Origin of the sequence: Pseudomonas sp. 20P_3.2_Bac5, assembly GCF_025466035.1 — a bacterium.
Taxonomy (GTDB): domain Bacteria; phylum Pseudomonadota; class Gammaproteobacteria; order Pseudomonadales; family Pseudomonadaceae; genus Aquipseudomonas.
Map to the genome: position 1 here is coordinate 26,862 of NZ_JANLOA010000109.1, position 25,790 is coordinate 52,651.

27 protein-coding genes and 1 tRNA gene are annotated in these 25,790 nt (G+C 63.8%); 17 read left to right on the forward strand and 11 right to left on the reverse strand.

The genetic code is table 11. The features are described 5' to 3' along the window. Positions 1-15 precede the first annotated feature (15 nt). Positions 16-1,029, reverse strand: a complete 1,014-nt coding sequence (gene hemH / locus NTD88_RS20320) for a ferrochelatase (protein ID WP_262155626.1) — start codon at positions 1,027-1,029, stop codon at positions 16-18. Between the two features lie 12 nt (positions 1,030-1,041). Continuing rightward, positions 1,042-1,944, reverse strand: a complete 903-nt coding sequence (locus NTD88_RS20325) for a TIGR01777 family oxidoreductase (protein WP_262155627.1) — start codon at positions 1,942-1,944, stop codon at positions 1,042-1,044. 193 nt (positions 1,945-2,137) lie between these two features. Here NTD88_RS20325 and NTD88_RS20330 point away from each other — a divergent pair, with 193 nt between their 5' ends. The 5 genes from NTD88_RS20330 to NTD88_RS20350 all read left to right on the forward strand — a co-directional run bounded on the left by NTD88_RS20330 (position 2,138) and on the right by NTD88_RS20350 (position 7,206). After that, positions 2,138-3,124, forward strand: a complete 987-nt coding sequence (locus NTD88_RS20330) for an NAD(P)/FAD-dependent oxidoreductase (protein ID WP_095158638.1) — start codon at positions 2,138-2,140, stop codon at positions 3,122-3,124. Positions 3,125-3,233: 109 nt separating this feature from the next. Next, positions 3,234-4,190, forward strand: a complete 957-nt coding sequence (locus tag NTD88_RS20335) for a YbgA family protein (protein WP_262155628.1) — start codon at positions 3,234-3,236, stop codon at positions 4,188-4,190. Then, positions 4,180-5,079, forward strand: a complete 900-nt coding sequence (locus tag NTD88_RS20340; RefSeq protein WP_262155629.1) for a MerR family transcriptional regulator — start codon at positions 4,180-4,182, stop codon at positions 5,077-5,079. Before NTD88_RS20335 ends, NTD88_RS20340 begins: the two co-directional genes overlap by 11 nt. Further along, the gene (gene phrB, locus NTD88_RS20345; RefSeq protein WP_262155630.1) at positions 5,079-6,518 is read left to right on the forward strand and encodes a deoxyribodipyrimidine photo-lyase; all 1,440 of its coding nucleotides are present in this window, start codon (positions 5,079-5,081) and stop codon (positions 6,516-6,518) included. The genes NTD88_RS20340 and phrB overlap by 1 nt, the downstream gene beginning before the upstream one ends. Then, positions 6,508-7,206, forward strand: coding sequence for an SDR family NAD(P)-dependent oxidoreductase (locus tag NTD88_RS20350; RefSeq protein ID WP_262155631.1), 699 nt, complete (start codon positions 6,508-6,510; stop codon positions 7,204-7,206). The genes phrB and NTD88_RS20350 overlap by 11 nt, the downstream gene beginning before the upstream one ends. Before the next feature lie 48 nt (positions 7,207-7,254). Here NTD88_RS20350 and NTD88_RS20355 read toward each other — a convergent pair whose 3' ends face one another. From NTD88_RS20355 to hemA, 6 genes are all read right to left on the reverse strand, one after another. Then, the gene (locus tag NTD88_RS20355; protein ID WP_262129252.1) at positions 7,255-7,773 is read right to left on the reverse strand and encodes an acyloxyacyl hydrolase; all 519 of its coding nucleotides are present in this window, start codon (positions 7,771-7,773) and stop codon (positions 7,255-7,257) included. A 115-nt stretch (positions 7,774-7,888) separates the two neighbouring features. Beyond that, positions 7,889-8,689, reverse strand: coding sequence for a glutamate racemase (murI, locus tag NTD88_RS20360; protein WP_262155632.1), 801 nt, complete (start codon positions 8,687-8,689; stop codon positions 7,889-7,891). Next, on the reverse strand, positions 8,682-9,437 hold the full coding sequence (locus NTD88_RS20365) for a molybdopterin-synthase adenylyltransferase MoeB (RefSeq protein ID WP_262155633.1): 756 nt from the start codon (positions 9,435-9,437) through the stop codon (positions 8,682-8,684). The genes murI and NTD88_RS20365 overlap by 8 nt, the downstream gene beginning before the upstream one ends. Next, the gene (prmC, locus tag NTD88_RS20370; protein ID WP_262155634.1) at positions 9,431-10,261 is read right to left on the reverse strand and encodes a peptide chain release factor N(5)-glutamine methyltransferase; all 831 of its coding nucleotides are present in this window, start codon (positions 10,259-10,261) and stop codon (positions 9,431-9,433) included. Before prmC ends, NTD88_RS20365 begins: the two co-directional genes overlap by 7 nt. After that, the gene (gene prfA, locus NTD88_RS20375) at positions 10,262-11,344 is read right to left on the reverse strand and encodes a peptide chain release factor 1 (protein WP_095158647.1); all 1,083 of its coding nucleotides are present in this window, start codon (positions 11,342-11,344) and stop codon (positions 10,262-10,264) included. After that, the gene (gene hemA / locus NTD88_RS20380; RefSeq protein ID WP_262155635.1) at positions 11,341-12,618 is read right to left on the reverse strand and encodes a glutamyl-tRNA reductase; all 1,278 of its coding nucleotides are present in this window, start codon (positions 12,616-12,618) and stop codon (positions 11,341-11,343) included. Before hemA ends, prfA begins: the two co-directional genes overlap by 4 nt. A 177-nt stretch (positions 12,619-12,795) precedes the next feature. Between hemA and NTD88_RS20385 the strand changes: the two genes are divergently transcribed. The 8 genes from NTD88_RS20385 (at position 12,796) to ychF (ending at position 19,609) form a co-directional block, all read left to right on the forward strand. Continuing rightward, the gene (locus NTD88_RS20385) at positions 12,796-14,523 is read left to right on the forward strand and encodes a tetratricopeptide repeat protein (RefSeq protein ID WP_262155636.1); all 1,728 of its coding nucleotides are present in this window, start codon (positions 12,796-12,798) and stop codon (positions 14,521-14,523) included. Between the two features lie 3 nt (positions 14,524-14,526). Continuing rightward, the gene (gene lolB / locus NTD88_RS20390) at positions 14,527-15,144 is read left to right on the forward strand and encodes a lipoprotein insertase outer membrane protein LolB (protein WP_095158650.1); all 618 of its coding nucleotides are present in this window, start codon (positions 14,527-14,529) and stop codon (positions 15,142-15,144) included. Between the two features lies 1 nt (position 15,145). Beyond that, positions 15,146-15,991 (forward strand): 4-(cytidine 5'-diphospho)-2-C-methyl-D-erythritol kinase, encoded by an 846-nt coding sequence (gene ispE / locus NTD88_RS20395; protein ID WP_262155637.1) that lies wholly within the window; start codon positions 15,146-15,148, stop codon positions 15,989-15,991. A 34-nt stretch (positions 15,992-16,025) separates the two neighbouring features. Beyond that, positions 16,026-16,100 (forward strand) — tRNA-Gln (locus NTD88_RS20400). Between the two features lie 48 nt (positions 16,101-16,148). Further along, positions 16,149-17,090, forward strand: a complete 942-nt coding sequence (locus tag NTD88_RS20405; RefSeq protein WP_009405962.1) for a ribose-phosphate pyrophosphokinase — start codon at positions 16,149-16,151, stop codon at positions 17,088-17,090. A 139-nt stretch (positions 17,091-17,229) separates the two neighbouring features. Next, the gene (locus tag NTD88_RS20410; protein WP_262129244.1) at positions 17,230-17,826 is read left to right on the forward strand and encodes a 50S ribosomal protein L25/general stress protein Ctc; all 597 of its coding nucleotides are present in this window, start codon (positions 17,230-17,232) and stop codon (positions 17,824-17,826) included. 76 nt (positions 17,827-17,902) lie between these two features. Next, entirely contained in the window at positions 17,903-18,487 is a 585-nt protein-coding gene (gene pth / locus NTD88_RS20415) for an aminoacyl-tRNA hydrolase (protein ID WP_095158653.1), read from the forward strand. A gap of 21 nt (positions 18,488-18,508) precedes the next feature. Then, positions 18,509-19,609, forward strand: a complete 1,101-nt coding sequence (ychF, locus tag NTD88_RS20420) for a redox-regulated ATPase YchF (protein ID WP_095158654.1) — start codon at positions 18,509-18,511, stop codon at positions 19,607-19,609. 72 nt (positions 19,610-19,681) lie between these two features. On the opposite strand, the gene NTD88_RS20425 is transcribed toward ychF, so the two are convergent. Further along, entirely contained in the window at positions 19,682-20,701 is a 1,020-nt protein-coding gene (locus NTD88_RS20425; RefSeq protein ID WP_262155638.1) for an LLM class oxidoreductase, read from the reverse strand. Positions 20,702-20,715: 14 nt separating this feature from the next. Beyond that, on the reverse strand, positions 20,716-21,339 hold the full coding sequence (locus tag NTD88_RS20430) for a glutathione S-transferase family protein (protein WP_262155639.1): 624 nt from the start codon (positions 21,337-21,339) through the stop codon (positions 20,716-20,718). A 144-nt stretch (positions 21,340-21,483) separates the two neighbouring features. Here NTD88_RS20430 and gcvA point away from each other — a divergent pair, with 144 nt between their 5' ends. Together gcvA and NTD88_RS20440 are read left to right on the forward strand one after the other, a co-directional pair. Further along, positions 21,484-22,374: a transcriptional regulator GcvA gene (gene gcvA / locus NTD88_RS20435; RefSeq protein ID WP_262155641.1), complete on the forward strand. Its 891-nt coding sequence runs from the start codon at positions 21,484-21,486 to the stop codon at positions 22,372-22,374. A 102-nt stretch (positions 22,375-22,476) separates the two neighbouring features. Continuing rightward, complete coding sequence (locus tag NTD88_RS20440) at positions 22,477-23,376, forward strand: sterol desaturase family protein (protein WP_262155642.1); 900 nt, start codon at positions 22,477-22,479, stop codon at positions 23,374-23,376. On the opposite strand, the gene NTD88_RS20445 is transcribed toward NTD88_RS20440, so the two are convergent. Beyond that, positions 23,353-24,039 carry a helix-turn-helix domain-containing protein gene (locus NTD88_RS20445; RefSeq protein WP_262155643.1) on the reverse strand — a complete coding sequence of 229 codons (687 nt, stop codon included), beginning with the start codon at positions 24,037-24,039 and terminating at the stop codon, positions 23,353-23,355. The genes NTD88_RS20440 and NTD88_RS20445 overlap by 24 nt on opposite strands. Positions 24,040-24,275: 236 nt before the next feature. Here NTD88_RS20445 and NTD88_RS20450 point away from each other — a divergent pair, with 236 nt between their 5' ends. Further along, positions 24,276-24,785 carry a sigma-70 family RNA polymerase sigma factor gene (locus tag NTD88_RS20450; protein ID WP_262155644.1) on the forward strand — a complete coding sequence of 170 codons (510 nt, stop codon included), beginning with the start codon at positions 24,276-24,278 and terminating at the stop codon, positions 24,783-24,785. Continuing rightward, positions 24,782-25,741, forward strand: a complete 960-nt coding sequence (locus tag NTD88_RS20455) for a FecR family protein (protein WP_262155645.1) — start codon at positions 24,782-24,784, stop codon at positions 25,739-25,741. The genes NTD88_RS20450 and NTD88_RS20455 overlap by 4 nt, the downstream gene beginning before the upstream one ends. Positions 25,742-25,790 lie beyond the last annotated feature (49 nt).

Here is a 25,790-nt window from a genome sequence, read left to right on the forward strand (position 1 = left end):
CGCCGAAACACCGATTCAAGCCCGCTCGCACAACGTAACCAGCGCCTGCACCCATTGCGGGTGATCATTCAGACAAGGCACCAACTTCAACTCCTCCCCGCCCGCCTCGATGAACTGTTCGCGACCGCGGTCGCCAATTTCTTCGAGGGTCTCGATACAGTCGGCAACGAACGCCGGGCACATCACCAACAGCTTCTTCGCCCCGGCCTTGGCCAGTTCATCCAGCCGCGCCTCGGTGTAGGGCTCGATCCACTTCGCCTTGCCCAGCCGCGACTGGAAGGACACCGACCATTTGCCATCCGGCAAGCCCATCTTGCGCGCGAAGGCCTGGGCGGTCCGCAGGCACTGACCGCGATAACAGACGGCGAGCATTTCCGCCGAGGCCTCACGGCAGCAGTCGGCGTCCTGGAAGTTATGCGTACCAGTCGGGTCGAGCTTCTTCAGGTGCCGCTCCGGCAGCCCGTGGAAACTCAGCAGCAGGTGATCGAAATCCTGCTCCAGATAAGGCTTGGCGCTCGCCACCAGCGCATCGATGTACTCGGGCTGGTCATAGAACGGCTTCAACACGGTCATCTGCAACGGCAACTGCTGTTCGGCGATCACCTCATTCGCCTGGGCGATCACGGTGGTCACGGTGCTGTCGGCGAACTGCGGATACAGGGGCGCGAGGGTCACCTTGCGCACGCCTTGGGCAGCGAGTTTCTTCAGCACCGAGGGCAGCGACGGCTCGCCATAGCGCATGGCGATTTCCACCGGCCCGTGGTTCCAGTGCGGCGCCACGGCCTGTTGCAGGCGACGGGTCAGCACCACCAGCGGCGAGCCCTCGTCCCACCAGATCGATGCGTAGGCATGGGCGGACTGTTCCGGGCGCTTGATCAGGATCAGCGACACCAGCAGACGCCGCACCGGCCACGGCAAGTCGATCACGTAAGGGTCCATCAGGAACTGATTGAGGTAACGGCGCACATCGGCGACGGAGGTGGACGCCGGTGAACCCAGGTTGACCAGCAGCAAAGCATGATCGGTCATGCAACATCCTTTTCAGAGGCGGGGGGACAACTCATCCAGCGCCGATTGCACATCGTTGAAACGGAAGGTGAAGCCCGCCGCCAGCGCACGCACCGGGCGGGCACGCTGGCCACCGAGCAGCAAGGTCGACAGCTCGCCAAGCCCCGCTTTCAACACCAGCGCAGGCAGCGGCATGAACGCCGGCCGGTGCAGCGTGCGGCCCAGGCGCCGGGCGAACTCGCGGTTGCGGACAGGCTCCGGAGCGCAGGCATTATAAGGACCGCTGGCATCGTTGCGCTGCAAGAGAAAATCAATCAGGGCGATTTCGTCGTGGATATGAATCCACGGCATCCACTGCCGGCCATCGCCGATCGGCCCGCCCAGCCCAAGTTTGAAGGGCAGCCGCAGGCGCGACAAAAAGCCGCCCTCGCTGGCCAGGACCAACCCGGTGCGAAGCAGCACGACACGGATGCCCAGGGCTTCGGCGCGCTGCGCGGTTTCTTCCCAGGCGATGCACAACTGGCTGGCGAAGTCCTCTTTGACCGGGCGCGAAGACTCGGTCAATTCACGCTCGCCGCCATCGCCATACCAACCCACCGCGGAGCCGGAAATCATCACGGCCGGGCGCTGCTCACGGCGCTCCAGCCAGGCCAGCAGGTGTTCGGTCAGGGTGATCCGGCTGCCCCACAACTGCGCCCGCCGCGACACGGTCCAGGGCCGATCGGCGATCGGCGCGCCGGCCAGGTTGATGACCGCATCCAGCGGCCCGTCGCCGTAAGCCTCCAGCTCGCTGATGCCGCGAACGCCGGCACCGCAAAGCTGGCCAACCTGATCGGCACGACGGCTCCAGACCGTCAGTCGATGACCCTGGTCGAGCCAGTGGCGACACAGTTGCTGTCCAATCAGGCCGGTACCACCGGTCAGCAATATATTCATGGCCGTGTCCTCATGATGGCGCTCGCTGGTCTACTTTTAAAAGCAAGGCACTTTTTTGACCGTTCACTCTGGGATAAACATAGGCCAACCTGTTGCAACGAGCCGACCGATCTTATACAAAACCCTGGAGTTGTACAGGTTTGTCCGACAGCGTGGCTGTCTGTACCTACTAGAAGGTTCAAAGAGGCCCATCATGACCGTACCTATCGCCATCATCGGTGCCGGCATTGCCGGACTCTCTGCCGCCCAGGCCTTGCAGAAGGAAGGACTGACCGTCCACCTGTTCGACAAGGGGCACGGCAGCGGCGGACGTATGGCCAGCAAGCGCAGCGAAGCCGGGGCGCTGGACCTCGGTGCGCAATACTTCACCGCCCGCGACCGCCGTTTCGTCGAGCAGATCCAGCACTGGCAAGCCAAGGGCTGGGTCGCGGAGTGGAAGCCACAGCTCTACAACTACCGCGACGGCCAGTTGAGCCCTTCGCCGGACGAACAGACCCGCTGGGTCGGCACGCCGCGCATGAGCGCCATCACCCGCGGCCTGCTCAAGGACGTCACGGTAAACTTCAGTTGCCGCATCAGTGAAGTCTTCCGCGGCAAACAGTACTGGCACCTGCAAGACACCGAAGGCTGCAGCCACGGCCCGTTCAGCAAGGTCATCGTCGCCGTGCCTGCACCGCAGGCCGCGGCCTTGCTGGCCGCCACGCCGAAACTCGCCGCCGCCGCGGCCGGCGTGCAGATGGAGCCGACCTGGGCCATCGCCCTCGGCTTCGACACCCCGCTGGCCACGCCCATGCAGGGCTGCTTCGTGCAGGACTGCGCGCTCGACTGGCTGGCGCGCAACCGCAGCAAGCCGGGACGCGAGGAGCGCCTGGACACCTGGGTGCTGCACGCCACCTCGGCCTGGAGCAAACAGCACATCGACTTGCAGAAAGAGGCGGTGATCGAACAGTTGCTGGGCGATTTCGCCGAGCTGGTCGGCTGTGCGGTACCGGCACCGAGCTTCACCCTGGCGCACCGCTGGCTCTACGCACGCCCCGCCAGCAACCACGAATGGGGCGCTCTCGCCGATGCCGACCTGGGCCTCTACGCCTGCGGCGACTGGTGCTTGTCGGGCCGGGTCGAAGGTGCCTGGCTCAGTGGCCAGGAAGCCGCCCGCCGCCTGATCGAACACCTGGAATAACCTCTGCGGGCAACGCGCCTTCTACAGAAATATTGACTTGTACAACTTCCGGCTTATGCTGAGCGAAGTTGTACAGGTTTTTATCTTTGTACAAGAAAGGTTGCCGACCATGCCCGCTACCAAGCCCAAAATCGCCCTCAGTGCCTGCCTTGCCGGTGAAGAAGTCCGCTTCAATGGCGGTCACAAGGAATCGCGCCTGTGCACCGAAGCGCTGGCGGAGCATTTCGAGCTGGTGCCCATCTGCCCCGAAGTGGCGATCGGCCTGGGCACGCCCCGTGCCGCGATCCACCTTGCCGGCGATCCGGCCCAGCCTCGCGCCGTCAACAGCCGCGACGACACCATCGATGTTTCCGATGCGCTGATCCAGTACGCCGACCAGATGGCCGTCGAGCTGGACGATATCTGCGGCTACATCTTCATGCAGAAATCGCCGTCCTGCGGGCTGGAGCGCATCAAGGTCTACCAGGCCAACGGCTACCCCGCACGCGAGCGCGCCAGCGGCCTGTATGCCGCGCGTTTTCGCGAACTGCGCCCGGACCTGCCGCTGGAAGAAGAAGGCCGGCTGTGCGATCCGGTGCTGCGGGAAAACTTCATCATCCGCGTGCTGGCCTATGCCGACTGGCAACGCCTGTGCGCCGAGGGCCTGAGCCGTCACGCGCTGATCGCCTTCCACTCCCGCTATAAGTACCAATTGATGGCGCACAACCCCGAGCAATACAAAGTGCTCGGCAAGCTGCTGGGCAGCATGAGCCGCCAGGACGACCCGCAGCAGATCGGCCCGGCGTATTTCAGCCAGTTGATAGCCGCGCTGCGCCGCTGCGCCAACCGCGGCACCCACGGCAATGTGCTGATGCACCTGAGCGGTTACCTGCGGCGCTTCCTCGACGCCGGGGACAAGCAGGAAATCCGCCGCGTGATCGAGCAATACATGGCCGGGATCGTCCCGCTGGTGGTGCCGCTGACGCTGCTCAAGCACCACCTCAATCATCATCCCGATGCGTACTTGCTGAGCCAGGTCTACCTGCAGCCGCACCCGGAAAACCTGAGCCTGCGCAATGCCATCTGAACCGCTGCTGCCCATTCGCGAAATCTCACGGCTGACCGGCGTAAACCCGGTAACCCTGCGCGCCTGGGAGCGGCGTTATGGCCTGGTGGTGCCGCAGCGCACCAGCAAGGGCCACCGGCTGTACAGCAGCGATCAGGTGGAACGCATCCGCAGCATTCTGTCGTGGCTCAACCGTGGTGTAGCGGTCAGTCAGGTGCTGCCGCTGCTCGACAGCGACAAGTCGCCCGAGCAGAGCATTCCCGGAGACGACTGGCAGGCGCTGCGCACCCACCTCACCGAGTGCATCGCCCACCTCGCCGAGCGCCAGCTCGACCAGCAGTTCAACCAGGCCATGGCGCTCTACCCCGCCACCACCTTATGCGAACAATTGCTGTTGCCCCTGCTCGGCCACCTCGAAGCACGCTGGCAAACCCACCCTACCGCCCGCCTCGAACAGGGCTTCTTCCACAGTTGGCTGCGCAGCAAGCTGGGGCTTCGGGTGTACCACAACAACCGCCAGTGCAACGGCGCGCCGGCGATGCTGGTCAATGGCGGAGCCCTGCCATTCGATCCGCAGTTGTGGCTGTGCGCCTGGCTGGTGAGCGATGCCGGCTGCCCGGTGGAAGTGTTCGACAGCACCCTGCCCGCCCGCGACCTGGCACTGGGCGTCGAGCAACTGGGCGCGAGGGCAGTGCTGGTCAGTATCAATACCGCCCAGGACAGCGACCGACTGCAACGCACCCTCGCGCCGCTGAGCGTACCGAAACTCCTGTTCGGCGCCGCGGTCACTTTACACAAGCATGCGTTGCCGACAGATCCCGAATGGCACTTGCTCGACTCGCCCCTGGCGGCGTGCCGGTGCCTGCAAGACCTCAAGCCGCTTGCCACGGAAAAACACGGACCCGAATAATGCAATTGATCTGGCTGCGCAGCGACCTGCGCCTGCATGACAACACTGCCCTGGCCGCCGCGTGCGAGCGCGGCCCGTGCCTGGCGCTCTGGCTGGTCAGCCCGGCGCAGTGGAAGCGTCACGATGACGCCGCCTGCAAGGTGGACTTCTGGCTGCGCAATCTGGAGGCGCTGAAACAGGCGCTCGGCGAACTGAACATCCCGCTGCTTATTCGTGTAGCCGATGACTGGAAAGACGCACCCCGGGTGCTCCACGAGGTATGCCGGGAGCACGGCGTGCAGGATGTGCACGTCAACGAGGAATACGGGATCAACGAACAGCAGCGTGATCGCGACGTCGGCGAACACCTGCAACAGCATGGCATCGGCCTGCACAGCTACCTTGATCAGTTGCTGTTCAAACCGGGCACGGTGCTCACTCGCCAGGGCGGTTACTTCAAGGTCTTCACCCAGTTCCGCAAGCTCTGTTACCAGCGCCTGCACCACGGCCTGCCCGCCTTGCAGCCGTTGCCGCGCAAGCAGGCGAAGACTGCCATCGCCAGTGACGATGTCCCACGACATATCGAAAGCTTTCCCACTCCCGCAGCGTCGCTGCGCGAGCAGTGGCCGGCAGGCGAAGACCACGCCCGCGAGCGACTGGCCGGCTTCGTCGAAGACGACATGGCGGACTACACCGAACAACGCGACCTACCCGCCGTCGACGGCACCAGCCAACTGTCGCCCTACCTCGCCGCCGGGGTGATTTCCGTGCGCCAGTGCCTGCACGCCGCGATTGCCAACAACTACGGCGAGTTCGAAAGCGGCAATCCCGGCGCCGTTACCTGGGTCAACGAGTTGCTCTGGCGCGAGTTCTACAAACATGTGCTCGTCGGTTATCCGCGGGTTTCTCGCCACCGCGCCTTCCGCCCGGCGACCGAAGCGGTGAAATGGCGCGACGCCCCCGACGACCTTGCCGCCTGGCAGGAGGGCCGCACCGGCATCCCGATTGTCGATGCCGCCATGCGCCAATTGCTCGCCACCGGCTGGATGCACAACCGCCTGCGCATGGTGGTGGCGATGTTCCTGAGCAAGAACCTGCTGATCGACTGGCGCGAGGGCGAAGCTTTTTTCATGCGCCATCTGATAGACGGCGACCTGGCCGCAAACAACGGCGGTTGGCAGTGGAGTGCGTCCACGGGCACCGACGCTGCGCCGTATTTCCGGGTGTTCAACCCCGTCAGCCAATCCGAGCGCTTCGACAGCAAGGGCCGCTTCCTGCGACACTGGCTGCCGGAGTTGAAAGCGCTGGACGATAAGGATATCCACAGCCCCGGCGGGCTGTTCGGCGTGCAAGGTTATCCACAGCCCATCGTCGACCTTGGCCCAAGCCGCCAGCGCGCCATCGACGCTTTCCGACAACTGCCCAAAGAGCACAGCAACGAAGATGCCCTTGAATACTGAGGATCCGAAACGTATCTGGGTAACCGGCGCCAGCAGTGGTTTGGGCCATGCGTTGGCAGCACAGTTGCTCATGCTCGGTCACCATGTGGCGATCAGCGGCCGCGCGCCATTCGACCCCCTTCCCGACAGCCTCGCCCGGCACTGCCTGGTACTGGACGGTGACTTGAGCGATGCCGCGCAAGCCGAGCACATGAGCCGATGTATTCAGCAACGCTGGGGCGCGCTCGACACCCTGATCCTCAACGCAGGGACATGCGACTACCTCGACGCGGAGTCCAGCGGTACGGACATGTTCGAAGCACTGATCCAGAGCAACCTGTCTGCCAGCACCCAGTGCCTGCAAAGCGCCCTGCCGCTCTTGCAGGCGGGACAGACGGCCCACGTCGTGGCCATCCTGAGCAGCATCACCGCGCTCCAGCAACATGAGAGCAGCCAGTGGCCCTCGGCGCAGAACAGCCTGGGGCAGTGGTTCAGTGAGGTTCGCAGCGTGCTTTCGCCCAAGGAAATCGACCTCACGCTGGTCGCGCCGCAGAACCTGAAAAAGCCCGTCACCCTGGCCGTGGCACTGCCGCAGAACTGGGACGCGCAAAGCGCCGCACAAGCGATTATCCAGCGCTTGTCTCAGCGGATGCCTGAAATGGTTATGGAAGCGTTGTCGGTCAGCAGTCTGTGGCCGTTGCGGCGTTGACCGAAAATGAAACCGGGGCCGCAATGCGGCCCCGGTGTCGTGTAGCGGTCAGAGCGACATGCGGTAATGCAGGGCGAAACTCTCGGCACCATCGTTCGGCTGGCTGAGGCCCGCGTTGGAATAGTGGATCGCCCGAATCCCCACTTCATGCCCCCCGGCAAAGCGCAGGCCAAAGCCGATGCGGTCTTCGAACTGGAAGGACGAACCCAGTTTGTTGCTTTCAAGTTCGGTGTGAGCAAACGCCGCCACCCCGACGCCGGCCTCGATGTACGGCTTGACCGACTCGCCGGCGAATTCATAAACGAACACCGGCGCGAACGACAGGCTGTGGTTGTTCGACGTCTTGTCCCCGTCCCAGAAGGTGTAGCCGCCGTCCCAGTAGCCGGTCAGACGGCCGACACTGGTCTGCCACCAACTGGCATCCCAGTTGGATTGCACGCCGATGCGGTAGGTCATGGTGGAGTCGCTGGTCTGGCCGACAGCGAAGGTGATATCCGCGGCCTGTGCGGTGAAGGTGTGCCCCAGGGTTGCGGCTGCAACCACAGCCAAGCAAAGCAGTTTCTTCATGAGAAACGTCCTTTTAAATCCGTTTGTTGGTTTTTTTGTCTCATCAGACAACGTAGTAGAAATCAGCGCATGCAAAGGAGTTCACTGGATTTCGACGTTTTTTTTCCTACGTCGATTACCTATTGAAGCTTTGCACACAGTCAGATTTATTCCACAACAAAGGCAGGATGTTTCGCAGATGTTCGGGGTCGGCACTGGTCCAGAACTGTGTCTGGCGTGCAGGGCCAGACGCCAGGAGGTGGCGCTCGGCCAGCAGGCGCTGGAGTTGCCGGGCGACGGCGGCGCCGGTGTCGATGATCGCCACCGAGGCCGTGACCATCTCGCCCAGCAGCGGCTTGAGAAAGGGGTAATGGGTGCAACCGAGGATGATGGTGTCGCATCCGGCGGCCAGCAGCGGCTCGACATAGCCTTGCAAGAGCTGGCGCAGGGCCGGGCTGTCGAGGTCACCCGACTCGATCAATTCGACCAGCCCCGGGCAGGGCTGGGTCACCACCCGCACATCGGTGGCGAAGCGGTCGAGCAAGGCCGCGAACTTGGCGCTTTGCAAGGTGCCGGTGGTGGCCAGCACTCCGACCACGCCACTGCGGGTAGCCGCCGCGGCCGGCTTCACCGCCGGCTCCATGCCCACCAGCGGCCACTGCGGGAAACGCTCGCGAAGGTCGGCGGCGGCGGCAACGGTGGCGGTATTGCAGGCCAGGACCACGGCCTTGACGCCCTGCTCCTGGAAAAATTCGGCCACCTTGCGGCAGCGCTGGCGAATGAACTCCGGGGACTTCTCGCCATAGGGGATGTTGCCGCAATCCGCCACGTACAGCAGCGACTCGTTGGGCAGCAGCCGGCTGATTTCCGCCAGCACCGACAGGCCGCCGACACCGGAGTCGAACACGCCGACCGGCGCTGCCGAGGCCTCAGCCATGGGCTGTTCCACAGACGGCGCAACCCGGATCGCGCTTGACCCGCAACTCGCGGAAACGCGTGCCCAGCGCATCGATCAACAGCAGGCGTCCCACCAGCGGCTCGCCGAAGCCCGCAAGCAGCTTCAGTGCTTCGAGCGCCTGAAGACTGCCGACCAGCCCCACCAGCGGCCCGACCACACCGGCTTCGCTGCAGGTCAGTTCGGCATCGCTGCCGTGGCCGTAGAGGCAGTGGTAGCACGGACTTTCAGGGCGACGGGGATCGAACACCGACAATTGCCCTTCCAGACGGATCGCCGCTCCGCTTACCAGCGGCTTGCCGGCCTTGACGCACGCGGCGTTGACCGCTTCGCGGGTGGCGAAGTTATCCGAGCAGTCCAGCACCAGGTCCACGGCATCCACCGCTGCGGCCAGGGAATCTTCATCGAGCGCCTGGCGATGCGGCACCAGATTGATATCCGGGTTGATCGCGCGCAGCCGCGTCAGCGCCGAGTCCACCTTGGACTGACCGACCGAAGCGCTGTCATGGATGATCTGCCGTTGCAGGTTGGTCAGGTCAACCGTGTCGAAATCCGCCAGGTGCAGGGTGCCGACGCCTGCGGCCGCGAGGTACAGCGCCACCGGCGAACCGAGGCCGCCAAGGCCGACAATCAATACGCGGCTGTCCTTGAGGCGCAACTGGCCGTCGATATCGATCTGCGCCAGGAGGATCTGGCGGCTGTAACGCAGCAGCTCCTCGTCGGTCAGCACGACAGGCGCCCCAGGGTGATGCGTTCGTGGCCACCCAGGTCGAGGCGGCTTTCGATCTGTTCGAAGCCGTGCCGGGCGAGCAACTCGCGGACCGCGGCAGCCTGGTCGTAACCGTGCTCCAGCAGCAACCAGCCACCTGCCAGCAGGTGGGCCGGCGCCTCGGCGACGATCTGGCGCAGGTCGTCCAGGCCATCATCGCCCGCCACCAGCGCACTGCTGGGCTCGAAACGCACGTCGCCGGCGACCAGGTGCGGGTCTTCGGCGGCGATGTAGGGCGGGTTGCTGATGATCAACTGGAAACGCTGTTCGGCGAGTGCACTGAACCAGTGGCTGGTGAGCACTGTGACGTTGTCCAGTTGCAGGCGCTGGCGATTGCGCTCGGCCAGGGCCACGGCTTCCAGCACCCGGTCGACTGCGGTCACCTGCCATTGCCGCCGCTCGCTGGCCAGGGCCAGGGCGATGGCGCCGGTTCCGGTGCCAAGGTCGAGCACCCGTGCCGGCTCGGCGGGCAGCAATGCCAGGGCGGTTTCCACCAGCAGCTCGGTTTCCGGGCGCGGGATCAGGGTATGCGGCGCGACTTCCAGGTCCAGGTTCCAGAACCCTTGCTGGCCGAGAATATAGGCCACCGGCTCACCGGCGCGACGGCGCTGCAGGTAGCTGGCGAACGTCTGCGCCGCCTCGCTGCTGACGATGCGCTCCGGCCAGGTATGAAGGTAGCTGCGGGATTTGCCGATGGCGGCAGCCAGGAGCAGTTCGATATCCAGACGCGCGGTCGGCGAGTCGGGAAGCTCCGCGCCGCGAAGCAGGCTGGCAATGATGGTCATTTAGTCACCCAGTGCGGCCAGTTGATCGGCCTGGTATTCGGCCAGCAGCGGCTCGATGATCGCATCCACGCCACCCGCGAGCACTTCGTCCAGCGAGTAGAGCGTCAGGTTGATGCGGTGGTCGGTGACCCGACCCTGTGGATAGTTGTAGGTGCGGATGCGCTCGGAGCGGTCGCCGGAACCGACCAGCAGCTTGCGCTCGCTGGCGATGGCATTCTGCGCGGCGCTGGTCTGCATGTCGTTGAGCCGCGCCGACAGCCAGGACATGGCCCGCGCGCGGTTCTTGTGCTGCGAGCGCTCTTCCTGGCACTCGACCACTGTGCCGGTAGGCAAGTGGGTGATGCGGATCGCCGAGTCGGTCTTGTTCACGTGCTGACCACCGGCGCCCGAGGCGCGGTAGGTATCGACGCGCAGGTCGGCCGGGTTGATCTCGATCGCCGCTTGTTCATCAGGCTCGGGCAGCACCGCCACGGTGCAGGCCGAGGTGTGGATACGGCCCTGGGATTCGGTTTCCGGCACCCGCTGCACGCGGTGCGCGCCGGACTCGAACTTGAGCTTGCCGTAGACACTGTCGCCCTCGACGCGGGCGATGATTTCCTTGTAGCCGCCGTGCTCACCCTCGTTTTCCGAGAGGATTTCCAGGCGCCAGCCACGCCGCTCGGCGTAGCGCGAATACATGCGGAACAGGTCGCCGGAGAAGATCGCCGCCTCGTCGCCGCCGGTGCCGGCGCGGATTTCCAGGAACACGTTGCGGCCGTCGTTGGGGTCCTTGGGCAGCAGCAGGCGTTGCAACTGGGCTTCCAGTTCCTGCAGTTGCTCCTTGGCTTCACGAACTTCTTCGACAGCCATTTCCCGCATGTCGGGGTCGCTGTCCTTGAGCAGTGCCTGGGCCTGCTCGAGGTCGTCCTGCAACTTGCACCACTGGGCATACCCGGCAGCCACCGGTTCGACCTCGGCATACTCGCGGGAGTAGGCGCGGAAACGGGTCTGGTCGGAAATGACCTCGGCATCGCCCAGCAGGGCGGTCAGTTCCTCGAAGCGGTCCTGGAGGATTTCCAGTTTTCTGAGCAGCGACGCTTTCATTGCGGGGTTTTATCCGTGGAGCCCTCGTTGAGGGCAAAGAGTTCCTGGGCCATGGCCAACGCATCGTGGCGGCCTTCGGCGGAGAGCTTTTTCAGTTGCACGCTGGGCGCATGCAGCAGCTTGTTGGTCAGGCCGCGGGCCAGTTGCACCAGGACCTCCTCGGCGCTGGAACCGTTGGCCAGCAGGCGCTGGGCCTTTTGCAGTTCCTCGTCGCGCAGACGCTCGCTCTGCTGGCGGTACGCCTTGAGCACGTCCACCGCGGCCAGCGCGCGCAGGCGCGACATGAAGTCTTCGGCGCCCACCGCCACCAGTTCTTCTGCGGCCTGGGCGGCGCCTTGACGGCTCTTGAGGTTTTCCGCGACCACGTCGTGGAGGTCGTCGACCGTATAAAGGTAGACGTCATCCAGTTCGCCCACTTGCGGCTCGATATCCCGCGGCACGGCGATGTCGACCATGAAGATCGGCTTGTGCCGGCGCAGTTTCAGCGCACTTTCGACCGCGCCCTTGCCGAGGATCGGCAACTGGCTGGCGGTGGAGCTGATGACGATGTCGCTGTTGACCAGCTCTTGCGGAATGTCCGCCAGCAGCACCGCGTGGGCACCGAACTGCTCGGCCAGGATGCTGGCGCGCTCCAGCGTGCGGTTGGCCACGACAATCCGGCGTACGCCCTGCTCGTGCAGGTGCCGGGCGACCAGGGTGATGGTCTCGCCGGCGCCGATCAGCAGTGCCTGGCTGCGGCCCAGGTCACTGAAGATCTGCTTGGCCAGGCTGACTGCGGCGAAGGCCACCGACACCGGGTTCTCGCCGATGGCGGTATCGGTGCGCACCTGCTTGGCGGCGCTGAACGTGGCCTGGAACAGCCGGCCCAGCAGCGGGCCGATGGTGCCGGCCTCGCGAGCCACGGCGTAGGCGGACTTCATCTGGCCGAGGATCTGCGGCTCGCCCAGCACCAGCGAGTCGAGCCCGGAAGCCACGCGCATCATGTGCCGGACGGCCGCATGATCCTCGTGGATATAGGCACTGGCGCGCAGTTCATCGACGCTCAACTGGTGATAGTCGGCCAGCCAGCGCAGCACCTCATCGGCCGTCAGGTGGTCCTGCTCGATGTACAGTTCGCTGCGATTGCAGGTCGAAAGGATTGCGGCTTCCCGGCTGGTAGTCAGTCGGCAGAGCTGCTGCAAGGCTTCCACCATCTGCTCGGGGGTAAACGCCACGCGCTCGCGTACGTCTACCGAGGCAGTCTTATGATTGATACCGAGGGCAAGAAAGGCCATTCAAGGTCGCTGGTTGTGACGTGAAGCCGATAATTGTCCTACTTCGCTGGATTGAGAACAACCACCGCTCGCGATTGTCTCTAATACACTGTATCCACACCCCCCATCGCGAGTGGGTTTGCCATGACGCTTGTGTCATGATGGCCCGACCGCAGGTTAGTCGCCCAAAATCTCCTTATGAATAGATCTTCCGCGTTGCTCCTTGCCCTTGCCCTGCTCCAGGGTTGCCAGGCTTTGCCAGGTGCCCGGGACGCCACACCGCCCGCCGAGCAGCAGGTCGCGCCGACCGCCGCGCCCGAGCCGACGGTCTACGGCTCGTTCACCCAGGACACCCTCTATAGTCTGTTGGTCGCCGAGCTGGCGGGGCAGCGCAATCGCTTCGATATCGCCCTGGACAACTACGTGATCCAGGCCGAAAAGACCCAGGATCCGGCCATTTCCGAGCGCGCCTTCCGCATCGCCGAATACCTCGGTGCCGACCAGTCCGCGCTGGATACCTCGTTGATCTGGGCGAAAAACGATCCCGAAAACATCGACGCGCAGCGCGCCGCCGCGATCCAGCTTGCCCGCGCCGGGCGCTACGACGACTCCATGGTGTTCATGGAAAAGGTGCTGCAGGGCCAGGGCGACACGCATTTCGACTTCCTTGCCCTGTCCGCCGCCGAAACCGACCAGGACACCCGCGACGGCCTGCAAAAAAGTTTCGACCGCCTGCTGCAAAAATACCCGGACAACAGCCAGTTGGTGTTCGGCAAGGCCCTGCTGCTGCAACAGGACGGCAAGTCCCAGGCGGCCCTGAGCCTGCTTGAAGAACATCCGCCGCAAGACGACGAAATCGCTCCGGTGCTGCTCCGCGCCCGCTTGCTGCAAAGCCTCGACCGCGGCCCGGAAGCCCTGCCGCTGCTGCGCAAGACCATCGCCCGCCACCCCGACGACAAGCGCCTGCGCCTGACCTACGCGCGGATGCTGGTGGAACAGGACCGGGTCGACGACGCCAAGGTCGAGTTCGCCAGCCTGCTGCAGCAATACCCGGACGACGACGAACTGCGCTATTCCCTCGCGCTGGTCAGCCTCGAGGCCAAGGCCTACGACGAAGCCGCGACCTATCTCGAAGACCTGATTACCCGCGAAAGCCATGTCGATGCCGCGCACCTGAACCTGGGCCGCATCCGCGAGGAGCGCAACGACCTGGAAGGCGCGCTGGCCGAATACGCCCAGGTCGGCCCCGGCAACGATTACCTGGCGGCGCAATTGCGCCAGGCCGATATCCTCATCGCCAACGGCCGCGCAGACGAAGCCACGCGCCGCCTCGACGCCGCCCGCGAAGCCCAGCCCGATTACGCGATCCAGCTTTATCTGATCGAAGCCGAGACCCTGGGCAACAACGGAAAGGATGCACAGGCGCTGCGGGTGCTGGAAAAAGCCATCAAGCAGTACCCCGACGACCTCAACCTGCTCTACACCCGCGCCATGCTCGCCGAGAAACGCGACGATCTGTCGCAGATGGAAAAGGACCTGCGCAGCATCATCACCCGCGAACCGGAAAACGCCATGGCGCTCAACGCACTCGGCTACACCCTCGCCGACCGCACCACGCGCTACGGCGAAGCCAAGGACCTGATCGAAAAAGCCCACCGGATCAACCCGGACGACCCGGCCGTACTCGACAGCCTCGGCTGGGTGAACTACCGCCTGGGCAACCTCGACGAAGCCGAGCGCCTGCTGCGCCGGGCCCTCGAGCGCTTCCCCGACCATGAAGTCGCGGCGCACCTGGGCGAAGTGCTCTGGGCCAACGGCAAGCGTCGCGAGGCGCGCCAGGTCTGGGCCAAGGCCTTCGAAGCGCAACCCGACAGCACCATCCTGCGCAAGACCGTCCTGCGCCTGACCGGATCCGAGACTCTCTAAACCATGTTCTTGCGCCATCTCATTACGTTCAGCCTGATTGCCCTGCTCGCCGGTTGCACCGGCTTCGGATCCCGCGAAGCCGTCGAAGGCCAGGGCAGCCCGCAACTCTGGCGTGAGCACAAACAGCAGTTGAGCACCCTCGACGGCTGGCAGATCAACGGCAAAGTCGGCATTCGCGCACCGAAGGATTCCGGCAGCGGCACCCTGTTCTGGCTGCAACGCCAGGATTACTACGACATCCGCCTGTCCGGCCCGCTGGGTCGCGGCGCAGCCCGCCTGACCGGTCGTCCGGGCCAGGTAGTGCTGGAAGTCGCCAACCAGGGCCGTTTCGAAGCGCAATCGCCGGAAACCCTGCTGGCCGAACAACTGGGCTGGGAGTTGCCGGTGTCGCACCTGGTCTGGTGGGTCCGTGGCCTGCCCGCACCCGACAGCAAAAGCCGCCTGACCCTCGACGGCAACAGCCGCCTGGCCAGCCTCGAGCAGGATGGCTGGCAGGTGGAATACAGCAACTACACCCTGCAGAACGGTTACTGGCTGCCGGAACGCCTGAAGATGCATGGCCAGAACCTGGACGTGACGGTGGTCCTCAAGGAATGGCAACCGCGCCAACTGGGGCACTGACATGACCACGCTGACCCTGCCCGCCCCGGCCAAGCTCAACCTGATGCTGCACATTCTTGGCCGTCGCCCCGACGGTTATCACGAGCTGCAAACGCTTTTCCAGTTTCTCGACCACGGTGACGAACTGCGCTTCGCCGTGCGCGAAGACGGTGAAATCCACCTGCACACCGAGATCGACAACGTCCCCCACGACAGCAACCTGATCGTCCGGGCCGCGCGCAAGTTGCAGCAACTGACCGGCACTACATTGGGCGCCGACATCTGGCTGACCAAGGTGCTGCCCATGGGCGGCGGCATCGGCGGAGGCAGTTCGGATGCGGCGACCACGCTGCTGGGCCTGGACCACGTGTGGAAAACCGGCTGCAGCGAAGATCAACTGGCTGAACTGGGCTTGGGCCTGGGCGCCGACGTACCGGTTTTCGTCCGCGGACACGCAGCGTTCGCCGAGGGCGTGGGTGAAAAACTCACGCCGGTGGACCCTGAAGAGCCGTGGTATGTCGTGCTGGTCCCACAAGTGTCTGTAAGTACAGCAGAAATTTTTTCACACCCTTTGTTGACACGTGATTCAAAGCCCATTAAAGTGCGCCCCGTTCCCAAGGGAAACAGTCGTAATGACTGCCAAGCGGTAGTTGAGCAAAGTTACCCAGATGTACGTAACGCCTTGAATTTGCTAAACAAATTCACTGATGCAAGACTCACCGGAACTGGAAGTTGTGTGTTTGGGGCCTTCCCAGGCAAAGCTGAAGCTGATAAAGTTTTGGCCCTTCTTGCAGAGACCCAAACAGGGTTCGTGGCAAAGGGAAGCAACATATCAATGTTGCATCGCACGTTACGAAGTCTGCTCTAGGAATCGAGTACAAGGTACTCGCAGCAACAGATACAGGGGCGTCGCCAAGCGGTAAGGCAGCAGGTTTTGATCCTGCCATGCGTTGGTTCGAATCCAGCCGCCCCTGCCATTTTCCTTATACTCATCCAGGTATACCCTCAGCCTTCAGGTACTGCGCGTGTCCAAGATGATGGTCTTTACGGGGAACGCCAACCCCGATCTGGCTCGGCGCGTCGTGCGTCAGCTGCATATCCCATTGGGTGATGTTTCTGTCGGTAAGTTCTCCGACGGCGAAATCAGCACTGAGATTAATGAAAACGTCCGCGGTAAAGACGTCTTTATCATTCAGCCGACTTGCGCGCCAACCAACGATAATCTGATGGAACTGGTAGTGATGGCTGATGCCTTCCGCCGCTCCTCAGCGTCTCGAATCACTGCCGTGATTCCTTACTTCGGATATGCCCGCCAGGATCGCCGTCCGCGTTCGGCGCGTGTAGCTATCAGCGCCAAAGTTGTCGCTGACATGCTCACCGTCGTAGGTATCGACCGTGTTCTCACCGTCGACCTGCACGCTGACCAGATCCAGGGTTTCTTCGATATTCCGGTAGATAACATCTACGGCTCCCCCGTTCTGGTGGATGACATCGAAGACCAGCGTTTCGAAAACCTCATGATCGTTTCCCCGGACATCGGTGGTGTCGTGCGTGCACGTGCCGTCGCCAAGTCCCTGGGTGTCGATCTGGGGATCATCGACAAACGCCGCGAGAAGGCCAATCACTCCGAAGTGATGCATATCATCGGCGATGTCGAAGGACGCACCTGTATTCTCGTCGACGACATGGTCGACACCGCCGGCACCCTGTGCCATGCGGCCAAGGCCCTGAAAGAACACGGCGCTGCCAAGGTTTACGCCTATTGCACGCACCCTGTCCTCTCCGGTCGCGCGATCGAGAATATCGAGAATTCCGTGCTCGACGAGCTGGTGGTGACCAACACCATCCCGCTGTCCGCCGCAGCACAAGCCTGTGACCGTATCCGTCAACTGGATATCGCACCGGTAGTTGCCGAAGCGGTTCGCCGCATCAGCAATGAAGAATCGATCAGCGCGATGTTCCGCTGAGGGCTTGCCCTCGCGAACACCCCGTTGACGTAAAGCGCCCCGCCCCAACACCTGTTGTTGGGGCGGGGCTTTTTTGCCCACCCCGCTTTGGCGCTGGTCGCAAACGCCACTCGGGGGATGGCTACTCTGGAGATACAAAATGACTGATTTCACTCTGAACGCCCAAGCGCGTACCGACCTGGGGAAAGGTGCGAGCCGCCGCCTGCGTCGTCTCGCCGCCCAAGTTCCTGCCGTTGTATACGGTGGCGACAAAGCGCCTGCATCGATCGTAATGCTGGCTAAAGAAGTGGCCAAGCTGTTCGAAAACGAAGCTGCCTACAGCCACGTTATCGAGCTGAACATCGACGGCGTTAAAGAAAACGTCGTGGTCAAGGCCATGCAACGTCACCCAGCCAAGCAGTTCATCCTGCACGCCGACTTCGTTCGCGTTGTTGCTGGCCAGAAACTGACCGCCAAAGTACCGGTTCACTTCATCAACGAAGAAGCCCCGGTCAAGAAAGGCGGCGAAATCTCCCACGTAGTGGCCGAGATCGAAGTTTCCTGCGAAGCCAAAGACCTGCCTGAGTTCATCGAAGTCGACCTGGCCAACGCCGAAATCGGCACCATCATTCACCTGTCGGACCTGAAAGCTCCGAAAGGCGTTGAGTTCCAGGCTCTGACCCACGGTGATGACAAGGCTGTTGCCAACGTCCACGCCCCGCGCGTAGCACCTGAAGCAGAAGGCGCTGCCGAGTAATCCACTCGGTACGCCGGTGTTGACCGGGTTGCGGTGCTGACACCGCAACCCCCAACTCCAAGGAAGAGCCCCTGACGTGACAGCCATCCAGTTGATCGTCGGCCTGGGAAACCCGGGCCCCGAATACGAACAGACCCGGCATAACGCAGGGGCTCTTTTCGTTGAACGCATTGCCAGCGCCCAGCGTGTCAATCTGACTGCTGACCGCAAGTATTTCGGCCTGACGGCAAAATTCAGCCATCAGGGCAACGATGTTCGTCTGTTGATCCCGACCACCTACATGAACCGCAGCGGCCAGTCCGTTGCCGCACTGGCCAATTTTTTCCGTATCGAGCCAGATGCCATCCTGGTGGCCCACGACGAACTCGACCTGCCTCCGGGCGTCGCCAAACTCAAGAAAGGCGGCGGCCACGGCGGGCACAACGGCCTGCGCGACATCATCGCGCAGCTCGGCAACAAGAATGATTTTCACCGTCTGCGGCTTGGCATTGGCCACCCGGGTGATGCCAAGCTGGTGTCCAACTTCGTCCTGGGCAAGGCGCCGCGCGCCGAGCAGGAGAAGCTGGACGCCAGTATCGATTTTGCCCTCGGCGTGCTGCCGGACATCCTCGCCGGTGACTGGACGCGTGCGATGAGAGAGCTGCACAGCCAGAAGGCCTGACTTCACGAAGAGGGATTCACCATGGGATTCAATTGCGGCATCGTCGGCCTGCCCAACGTCGGCAAGTCCACCCTGTTCAACGCCTTGACCAAATCCGGTATCGCGGCGGAGAACTTCCCCTTCTGCACCATCGAGCCGAACAGCGGCATCGTGCCAATGCCCGATGCGCGCCTGGACGCTCTGGCTGCCATCGTCAAACCGCAGCGCATCCTGCCGACCACCATGGAATTCGTCGACATCGCCGGCCTGGTGGCGGGCGCGTCCAAGGGTGAAGGCCTGGGCAACAAGTTCCTCGCCAACATCCGCGAAACCGATGCCATCGCCCACGTCGTGCGCTGCTTCGAAGACGAGAACGTGATCCACGTTTCCAACAGCGTCGACCCCAAGCGCGACATCGAGATCATCGACCTGGAACTGATCTTCGCCGACCTCGACAGCTGCGAGAAGCAACTGCAGAAAGTCACCCGCAACGCCAAGGGCGGTGACAAGGAAGCACTGGCTCAGAAAGCCATCCTGGAAAAACTCATCCCCCACTTCACCGAAGGCAAGCCGGCGCGCAGCCTGATGAAGACCATGGGCGAAGACGAGAAAGCCGTGATCCGTGGCTTCCACCTGCTGACCAGCAAGCCGGTGATGTACATCGCCAACGTTGCTGAAGACGGCTTCGAGAACAACCCGCACCTGGACGTAGTCCGTGCCATCGCCGAAGAAGAAGGCGCGGTCGTGGTGCCGGTGTGCAACAAGATCGAAGCGGAAATCGCCGAGCTGGACGAAGGCGAAGAGAAGGACATGTTCCTCGAGGCCCTGGGCCTGGAAGAACCTGGCCTGAACCGCGTGATCCGCGCCGGTTACGGCCTGCTCAACCTGCAGACCTACTTCACCGCAGGCGTACAGGAAGTCCGTGCCTGGACCGTGCGCATCGGCGCCACCGCCCCGCAAGCGGCCGGCGTGATCCACACCGACTTCGAGAAAGGCTTCATCCGCGCCGAAGTGGTCGCCTACGACGACTTCATCCAGTACAAGGGTGAAAGCGGCGCGAAGGAAGCCGGCAAATGGCGTCTGGAAGGCAAGGACTACATCGTCAAGGACGGTGACGTGATGCACTTCCGCTTCAACGTCTAAGCGCTCCACCCGCATCACCCAAAACCCCTTGAGGCCAACCGCCTCAAGGGGTTTTTCATTTCCGGTGCCCCGTCACCACGGCACCGGCAACGCGGGCGGCCCCTGCAATGACGGGAAATGCGGCAACACGTCCTCGGCCAGTTCCTGGATCACCTCGGCCGCGGGGCGTTGCGAGAACTGGATGCCCAGCGCGGCGTGGTTCACCCCCGCCGCCTGCCAGCGCTCCAGCAGGGCGATCAGGCCATTGCGCCCGGTGCGCAGGACGAAGCCGCCGCGCAGCGGCGTCGGTGGATGGTCGGGGTCGTCCATCAGGTCCAGCCATTCATTGGTCATGTGCGGGCGAAAACCACCGTCCGGGATCCGCTCGCGCCACGCGCGGATCTTCTCGGCCAAGTGCTGCGGCCCGCGCACGGTGTGGGTCGCGTCCGGATAGGTCAGCCAGCCGTCGGCCTGCTCGGCGATCCAGTCCAGCGACTGGCCGGATGAACGGGTGACGATCAGCGGGACCGATCCGGTGGCCGGCTTTGGCAGCAACTGTGCGTCGCTGACGTGCCCCAGCGGCGAGTCCACCTCCAGCGTCCCCGCCGCCATGAGCTGACGGAAGTAACGCACCGACTGAGCGAAGCGCTCGCCGCGCCGGGCATGCTCCAGGCCATAGGCGGGAAATTCGATGGGCCGGTCACCCGAGGCGATACCCAGCACCAGTCGTCCACCGGACAACTGGTCGATGGTTGCGCTGGCCTTGGCCAGGTCGATCGGATGGCGCAGCGAGAAAATGATGCTGCCGGTGGCCAGCGCGACATTCCGCGTGCGGGCGGCGAGAAAGGCCAGGTAGGTGAACGGATCGAACACCTGCCCGGCGTCGCCGAAGTGCGGATCGAACAGCGGGATATCACGGACCCACACCGCGGCGAACCCGAGCCGGTCGATCGCGCTCACCCGTTCCGCCTGGCCGGCGAGGACGCTCATGTCGCCCTCGTAGAATCGCAGCGGCAGGAAGATCCCGAGGGTCAGGCGGTCCGGGGCGAACATGCGCCGATAGCCGGGATGGCCGTGGAACGCGGAATATGGCGCGCCTTTGAAGCGACTCATGCCCTCTCCCCCACTCATGCGCCGGTCGCCACGGCGGGCAGCGTCACGCCTTTCTGTGCCGCCGGCCGCGCCGCGACGCGCTCATGCCAGGCGCTCAGGTGACGGTACTGGCTGAAATCGAAGTCGATGATCCGGGCGATATGGCTCCAGCCGAACTGGGCGATATCGGCGATGGAGTAGCTGTCGCCCGCCAGCCAGGGGTGCGCGGCCAGGCGTTGATCGAGGACGGCGAAAGCATCGGCGGTCAGCCGCCGGAAACGCTCGATGGCGGCGGGCACCGGCTGCTCGGCGAACACTTCGAAATGAACACGCTGGCCCATGATCGGCCCGACGCTGGAGGCATGAAACTGCAGCCACTTGATCGCCTCCCAGCGTCCTTGCAGGTCTCGCGGCAGCAATTGCCCGGTCTTCTCGGCGAGGTACAACAGGATCGCGGCGGACTCGAACAACGTCACGCCGGTGTCGTCGTCGACCAGCACCGGGATGCGCCCGTGGGGATTGAGCGCCAGGAATTCCGGCAGGCGGTGCTCCCCGGTGTCGATGCGAATGTGGTGCAGGCGATACGGCAGGCCCAGTTCTTCCAGGGCGATGCTGGCCTTGAAACCATTGGGCGAGCTGTCGGAGTAGAGGTGGATCATCAACGGGCTCCTTGCGGGTGATGCCGACTTTCTCCTTGAGAAAGCCTGGCTAAACCAGAACAATCCGGCTCAGCCCATGGTCGCCTCGTCTGTGCACAGACAGAAACGATTTGATCTTCACTCACTCTTTAGGCCAGCTAAACCTTGAATCCTGTCTTTCCACTGCTCGCACTGCGCGCATTCGCCGAAGTCGGTCGCCACGGCAGCATCAAGCATGCCGCCGCCGCGCTGGGGGTCACCTCGGGTGCGGTGAGCCAGCAGATCCGTCACCTGGAAGAACGTGTCGGCCTGCCGCTGTTCGTGCGCAGCCGTCTGCGCATGGAACTGACCGAGGCCGGTGCGCGGGTTTTTCCGACGCTGCTGATGGCCTTCGACCAGATCGAACAGGCCCTGCACCTCCTCGAAGCCAGCCGCGCACGCCGCACCCTGACGATCAGCACCGTGCCCTCCTTTGCCGCCTCCTGGCTGGTGCCGCGGCTGGGGCGCTTCAACGCTCGCCATGCGGACATCGAAGTCCGCGTCGAAGCGTCGGCGGGGTTGGTGGATCTTCAGCGTGACCGGGTCGATGTCGCCATCCGTCATGGCCTCGGCGACTATCCCGGACTGCTGTCGGAGCACCTGATGGCCCCGGTGCTGTTGCCGGTCGCCAGCCCCGCGTTGCTGGCGTCGGGCCCGCCGCTGCGGGAGCCGGCCGACTGCCTCGACTATCCGCTGCTTCAGGACTCCGACCGCGCCGACTGGGCGCTGTGGCTCACGGCGCATGGCGCGGCCGAAGACCCGCGGGCCGAGCGCGGCACGGCGTTCGACGATGATTATTTGTTGATTCGCGCCGCCGCCGCCGGACAGGGATTGGCCCTGGTGCCGCAGGAATATGCGCGGGAGGAAATTGCCGAAGGCCGCCTCGCGCTGGCCCTGGATAAACCCTGGCCGGCGCGCTTCGCGTACTACCTGGTGATGCTGCCCGAGGCCGGGCAGCGGGAGGAAGTGGCGGCGTTCGTGGCGTGGATCCGGGAAGAGGCACACGCGGCGCACTGACCCGGAAACGCCTTGAGCAACGACCGTCATGCGCCGTTTGTTCAAGCGCGGCCAGGCGCACCTGGCCGAGACTCGCGGCTCCACTTTTCAAGGAGCAGCGAGATGCGCAGCCTGTACGGTCCAGTGTTTTTCTTCGGTTTCATCGGCGCCGGCGTGTACCTCGTCACACGCGGCGCGAGCCCCGGCTGGCTGCTGTTGTTGCTGGTGGCGGCGATCGCCGTGAGCGCACGGTGCGAGCAGCTATGGCCGTATCGCCCGCACTGGAACACACCGCAGAACGACAGCCGCCGGGACGCCATTCACGCCGCCGTCAATGAAAGCCTCAACGTGATGAGCGTCGCGGCCATTCCACTGATCGCCATGCTGCTGCCCGATGTCGGGATCTGGCCGAGCCACTGGCCGGTCGGTGGGCAATTGCTGCTGGCGCTGCCCATCGCGGATCTGGGCATCACCCTCGTGCACTTCGCCAGCCACCGTTGCGCGCCGTTGTGGCGGTTGCATGCGGTGCATCACAGCGTCACCCGGCTCTATGGTTTCAACGGGCTGATGAAGCACCCGCTGCACCAGTTGCTCGAAGCCCTGGGCGGGACGCTGCCGTTGCTGCTGTGCGGGTTGCCGCAAGAGGTGACGGCGCTGCTGGCGTTCAGCATTTCCATCCAGTTGCTGCTGCAACACAGCAACGTCGACATGCGCATCGGCGCGCTGCGCCATGTGTTCGCCTGGGCGCCCGTGCACCGCCTGCATCACTTGAAGTACGGGACCAACGGCGATGTGAACTTCGCGCTGTTCTTCAGCGTGTGGGATCGCCTGCTGGGCACCGCCCTGCATTTGCCGGATTACGCGCTGGCCAACGATGACCTGGGAATCGGCGACCATCCCGACTACCCGGTGGCCTACTGGGCGCAACTGCGCCAGCCGTTCACCGGCGCCCAGGCGACGCATCCGCCCGCACCCTTGCCCGCCAGTCTGCGCGATGCGCTAGCCGATCACGTGCAGGCGTAGATGGCGCACGCTGTGATCGGCGCGAATGCCGAAATGGCGGCGGACACAGCGCGACAAATGCGCGGAATCGGAGAAGCCGGCAGTCGCCGCCGCCGTGGTCAGGCTGCTACCCGACAAGGCGAGTTGCAAGGCGAAACGCAAGCGCTGCCACAACACCAGCCGGCGCACGGACGCGCCCAGTTGCCCGTTGAACAACCGCTCCAGTTGGCTGATGGAAAGCGCCGCCTCGTTGGCCAACACGGAGGCCGGCAACGTGTCGGCGTCGAGCAGGCGAATGCGCTGCAACGCTTTCGATAACCGGGGCTGCAAGGGACGGCGGGGAAGGTTGTTCAGCATTTCGATCAACTGACTGGGGTCGGCCCCGGCCTGTTCGCAAGCGTGCCGCAGTGCCGGCAATTCGAACGCCAGCGGCTCGGCGAACAGGCTGATCAGCGGTTGCTCGGTGAGGATCGCGTGCTGTCGGCCCGACTCGATCGGCACCACGGCGCCGCGCTCGAGCGTGCCGTCGACCAGCGCCTCGACGCTGCCTTCACAAGCGATCAGCACCTGATGGGGATAGTGCGCGTGGTCATCGGTGTGGCCTGCCCGGCCAGCGATCAGGCAGTAGTCGGTTGCCAGCCAGAGGTCGCCTTGCCAGCGCGGGTCCGGTTGCTGTTGTTGCACGGGTTCCTCCGAGTTTTTTCTGAAAAGTCGCCAAACAGCGGCGCGCGCTTCTTATTCAAAAACGGCATTTACTTCGCCGTTTTTATTCTTTCACCCCTCAGTACCATTCGTTCATAGTCCGCCCACTGTCGACGCCAAACTGACAGGGCGCACCGTCACGAAAGGACGCCGAGATCGAATCGCTGGCCGAACACCTTACACAGGGGCAAGGCAGCAGCTTCTTTTGCGTGAAAGACATGACTGCTTCAAGCGCGGAAAATCGGGAACGAATCGGGCAACTGTTCAAACTCAATTACCAGTGGCTATGCGCGCGCGTCCGTGCGCGCATGGACTGCCCACACAATGCGGAAGACATCGCCGCGGAAACCTTCGCCCGGGTACTGACCATGCCCGATCCTGCCGCCTTTCGCGAGCCCCGGGCATTGTTGAGCACCATCGCCCAGCGGCTGATCTATGAAGGCTGGCGGCGTCGCGACCTGTCGCGCGCCTATCTTCAGGCCATGCAGAACATCCCCGAAGTCTTTCATCCCTCGCCGGAAGAACAAATGATGCTGATTGAAAGCCTGATGGCAATCGACCAGTTGCTCGACGGGCTTAACCGCCAGGCCAAAGCGGTGTTCATCCTCAACCAGATCGAGGGCCTGCCGTATTCGAAGATCTGTGAGCGGCTGGGGATTTCCCTCGGCACCGTCCACGGCTACATGGCCCAGGCACTGCGTTGCTGTTACCAGGTATTCGAGTCATGAAGCATGCACCTGACCGGGCCTTCAAAGACCCGATCGCCGAAGAGGCCATCCTGTGGATGGTGCGCTTGCAGTCCGGCGAAGTCAGCCCCGGCGAGCACCAGGCGTTCGAAGCGTGGCGCGCTACCGACAGCCGCCACGCCGACGCCTTCAAGCGCATCCAGAACGGGCTCGATACTGCGCAAGGCTCGCCGCTGCGCGGGCGCCCGAGTGCGCCGCTACTCCACGCCATCAACGCGCCGTCCGGGCGCCGCACGTTCTTGCGCAACAGCCTGGCACTCGGTGGCCTGGCCCTGTCGGTCGGCTTGCTGGGCCGAGCGGTACAGTGGTCCTCGTCCAATGACCTGCAAACCGGCACGGCCGAGCGCCGCAACTGGCAGTTGGCCGACGGCAGCCGCCTGCAACTCAATGCCCGCAGCCGGGTGTCCACTGCGTTCGTCGACAATCAGCGCCAGTTGCAACTGCACCAGGGCGAGCTGGTGCTTGATGTCGCCAAGGACGCCCACATACCGTTTGTCCTGCGCACGGCTCAAGGCGTGATCAGGAGCAACGGCGGGCGCCTGATGGTTCGCCAAAACCCCGATGCGACGCGCATTGCCACCCTCGACGGGCCGCTGCGCCTGATGCCCGAGCGCGGCGCGGTGGTCACCATCGAGCCGCGCCGCAGCGTGCTGTTCGACGACACGGCCATCGTCCATCAGCAGCCGATGATGAGAGGCGAAGCGGCCTGGCTGGATGGCTGGCTGGAAGCGCGCAACCAGCCGCTGGCCGAGGTTGTCGAGACGATCCGCAGCTACCGCCCGGGCATCGTCAGGCTCGACAGCAGCCTTGCCGACCTGACCGTCAGCGGCCTGTACCCACTGGACAACAGCGATCAATCCCTGGAGATGCTCGAACAGCAACTGCCCATCAGGGTGCGGCGCTTCAGCGCGTACTGGATCAGCATCGAGCGCGCCTGAGCCGGTTCTATCGATAAGCCAAAACGATCTAGGGCAAAAATGAAAATTC

Coding starts and splice junctions, on each gene's coding strand:
- prfA (WP_095158647.1), bottom strand. CDS start 11,344: ATGAAAGCGTCGCTGCTCAGAAAACTGGAAATCCTCCAGGACCGCTTC.
- NTD88_RS20355 (WP_262129252.1), bottom strand. CDS start 7,773: ATGAAGAAACTGCTTTGCTTGGCTGTGGTTGCAGCCGCAACCCTGGGG.
- NTD88_RS20450 (WP_262155644.1), top strand. CDS start 24,276: ATGACTGCTTCAAGCGCGGAAAATCGGGAACGAATCGGGCAACTGTTC.
- NTD88_RS20425 (WP_262155638.1), bottom strand. CDS start 20,701: ATGAGTCGCTTCAAAGGCGCGCCATATTCCGCGTTCCACGGCCATCCC.
- ispE (WP_262155637.1), top strand. CDS start 15,146: ATGACCACGCTGACCCTGCCCGCCCCGGCCAAGCTCAACCTGATGCTG.
- lolB (WP_095158650.1), top strand. CDS start 14,527: ATGTTCTTGCGCCATCTCATTACGTTCAGCCTGATTGCCCTGCTCGCC.
- NTD88_RS20335 (WP_262155628.1), top strand. CDS start 3,234: ATGCCCGCTACCAAGCCCAAAATCGCCCTCAGTGCCTGCCTTGCCGGT.
- ychF (WP_095158654.1), top strand. CDS start 18,509: ATGGGATTCAATTGCGGCATCGTCGGCCTGCCCAACGTCGGCAAGTCC.
- hemA (WP_262155635.1), bottom strand. CDS start 12,618: ATGGCCTTTCTTGCCCTCGGTATCAATCATAAGACTGCCTCGGTAGAC.
- NTD88_RS20440 (WP_262155642.1), top strand. CDS start 22,477: ATGCGCAGCCTGTACGGTCCAGTGTTTTTCTTCGGTTTCATCGGCGCC.
- phrB (WP_262155630.1), top strand. CDS start 5,079: ATGCAATTGATCTGGCTGCGCAGCGACCTGCGCCTGCATGACAACACT.
- NTD88_RS20325 (WP_262155627.1), bottom strand. CDS start 1,944: ATGAATATATTGCTGACCGGTGGTACCGGCCTGATTGGACAGCAACTG.
- NTD88_RS20430 (WP_262155639.1), bottom strand. CDS start 21,339: ATGATCCACCTCTACTCCGACAGCTCGCCCAATGGTTTCAAGGCCAGC.
- hemH (WP_262155626.1), bottom strand. CDS start 1,029: ATGACCGATCATGCTTTGCTGCTGGTCAACCTGGGTTCACCGGCGTCC.
- murI (WP_262155632.1), bottom strand. CDS start 8,689: ATGGCTGAGGCCTCGGCAGCGCCGGTCGGCGTGTTCGACTCCGGTGTC.
- NTD88_RS20340 (WP_262155629.1), top strand. CDS start 4,180: ATGCCATCTGAACCGCTGCTGCCCATTCGCGAAATCTCACGGCTGACC.
- NTD88_RS20385 (WP_262155636.1), top strand. CDS start 12,796: ATGAATAGATCTTCCGCGTTGCTCCTTGCCCTTGCCCTGCTCCAGGGT.
- NTD88_RS20330 (WP_095158638.1), top strand. CDS start 2,138: ATGACCGTACCTATCGCCATCATCGGTGCCGGCATTGCCGGACTCTCT.
- prmC (WP_262155634.1), bottom strand. CDS start 10,261: ATGACCATCATTGCCAGCCTGCTTCGCGGCGCGGAGCTTCCCGACTCG.
- NTD88_RS20455 (WP_262155645.1), top strand. CDS start 24,782: ATGAAGCATGCACCTGACCGGGCCTTCAAAGACCCGATCGCCGAAGAG.
- NTD88_RS20410 (WP_262129244.1), top strand. CDS start 17,230: ATGACTGATTTCACTCTGAACGCCCAAGCGCGTACCGACCTGGGGAAA.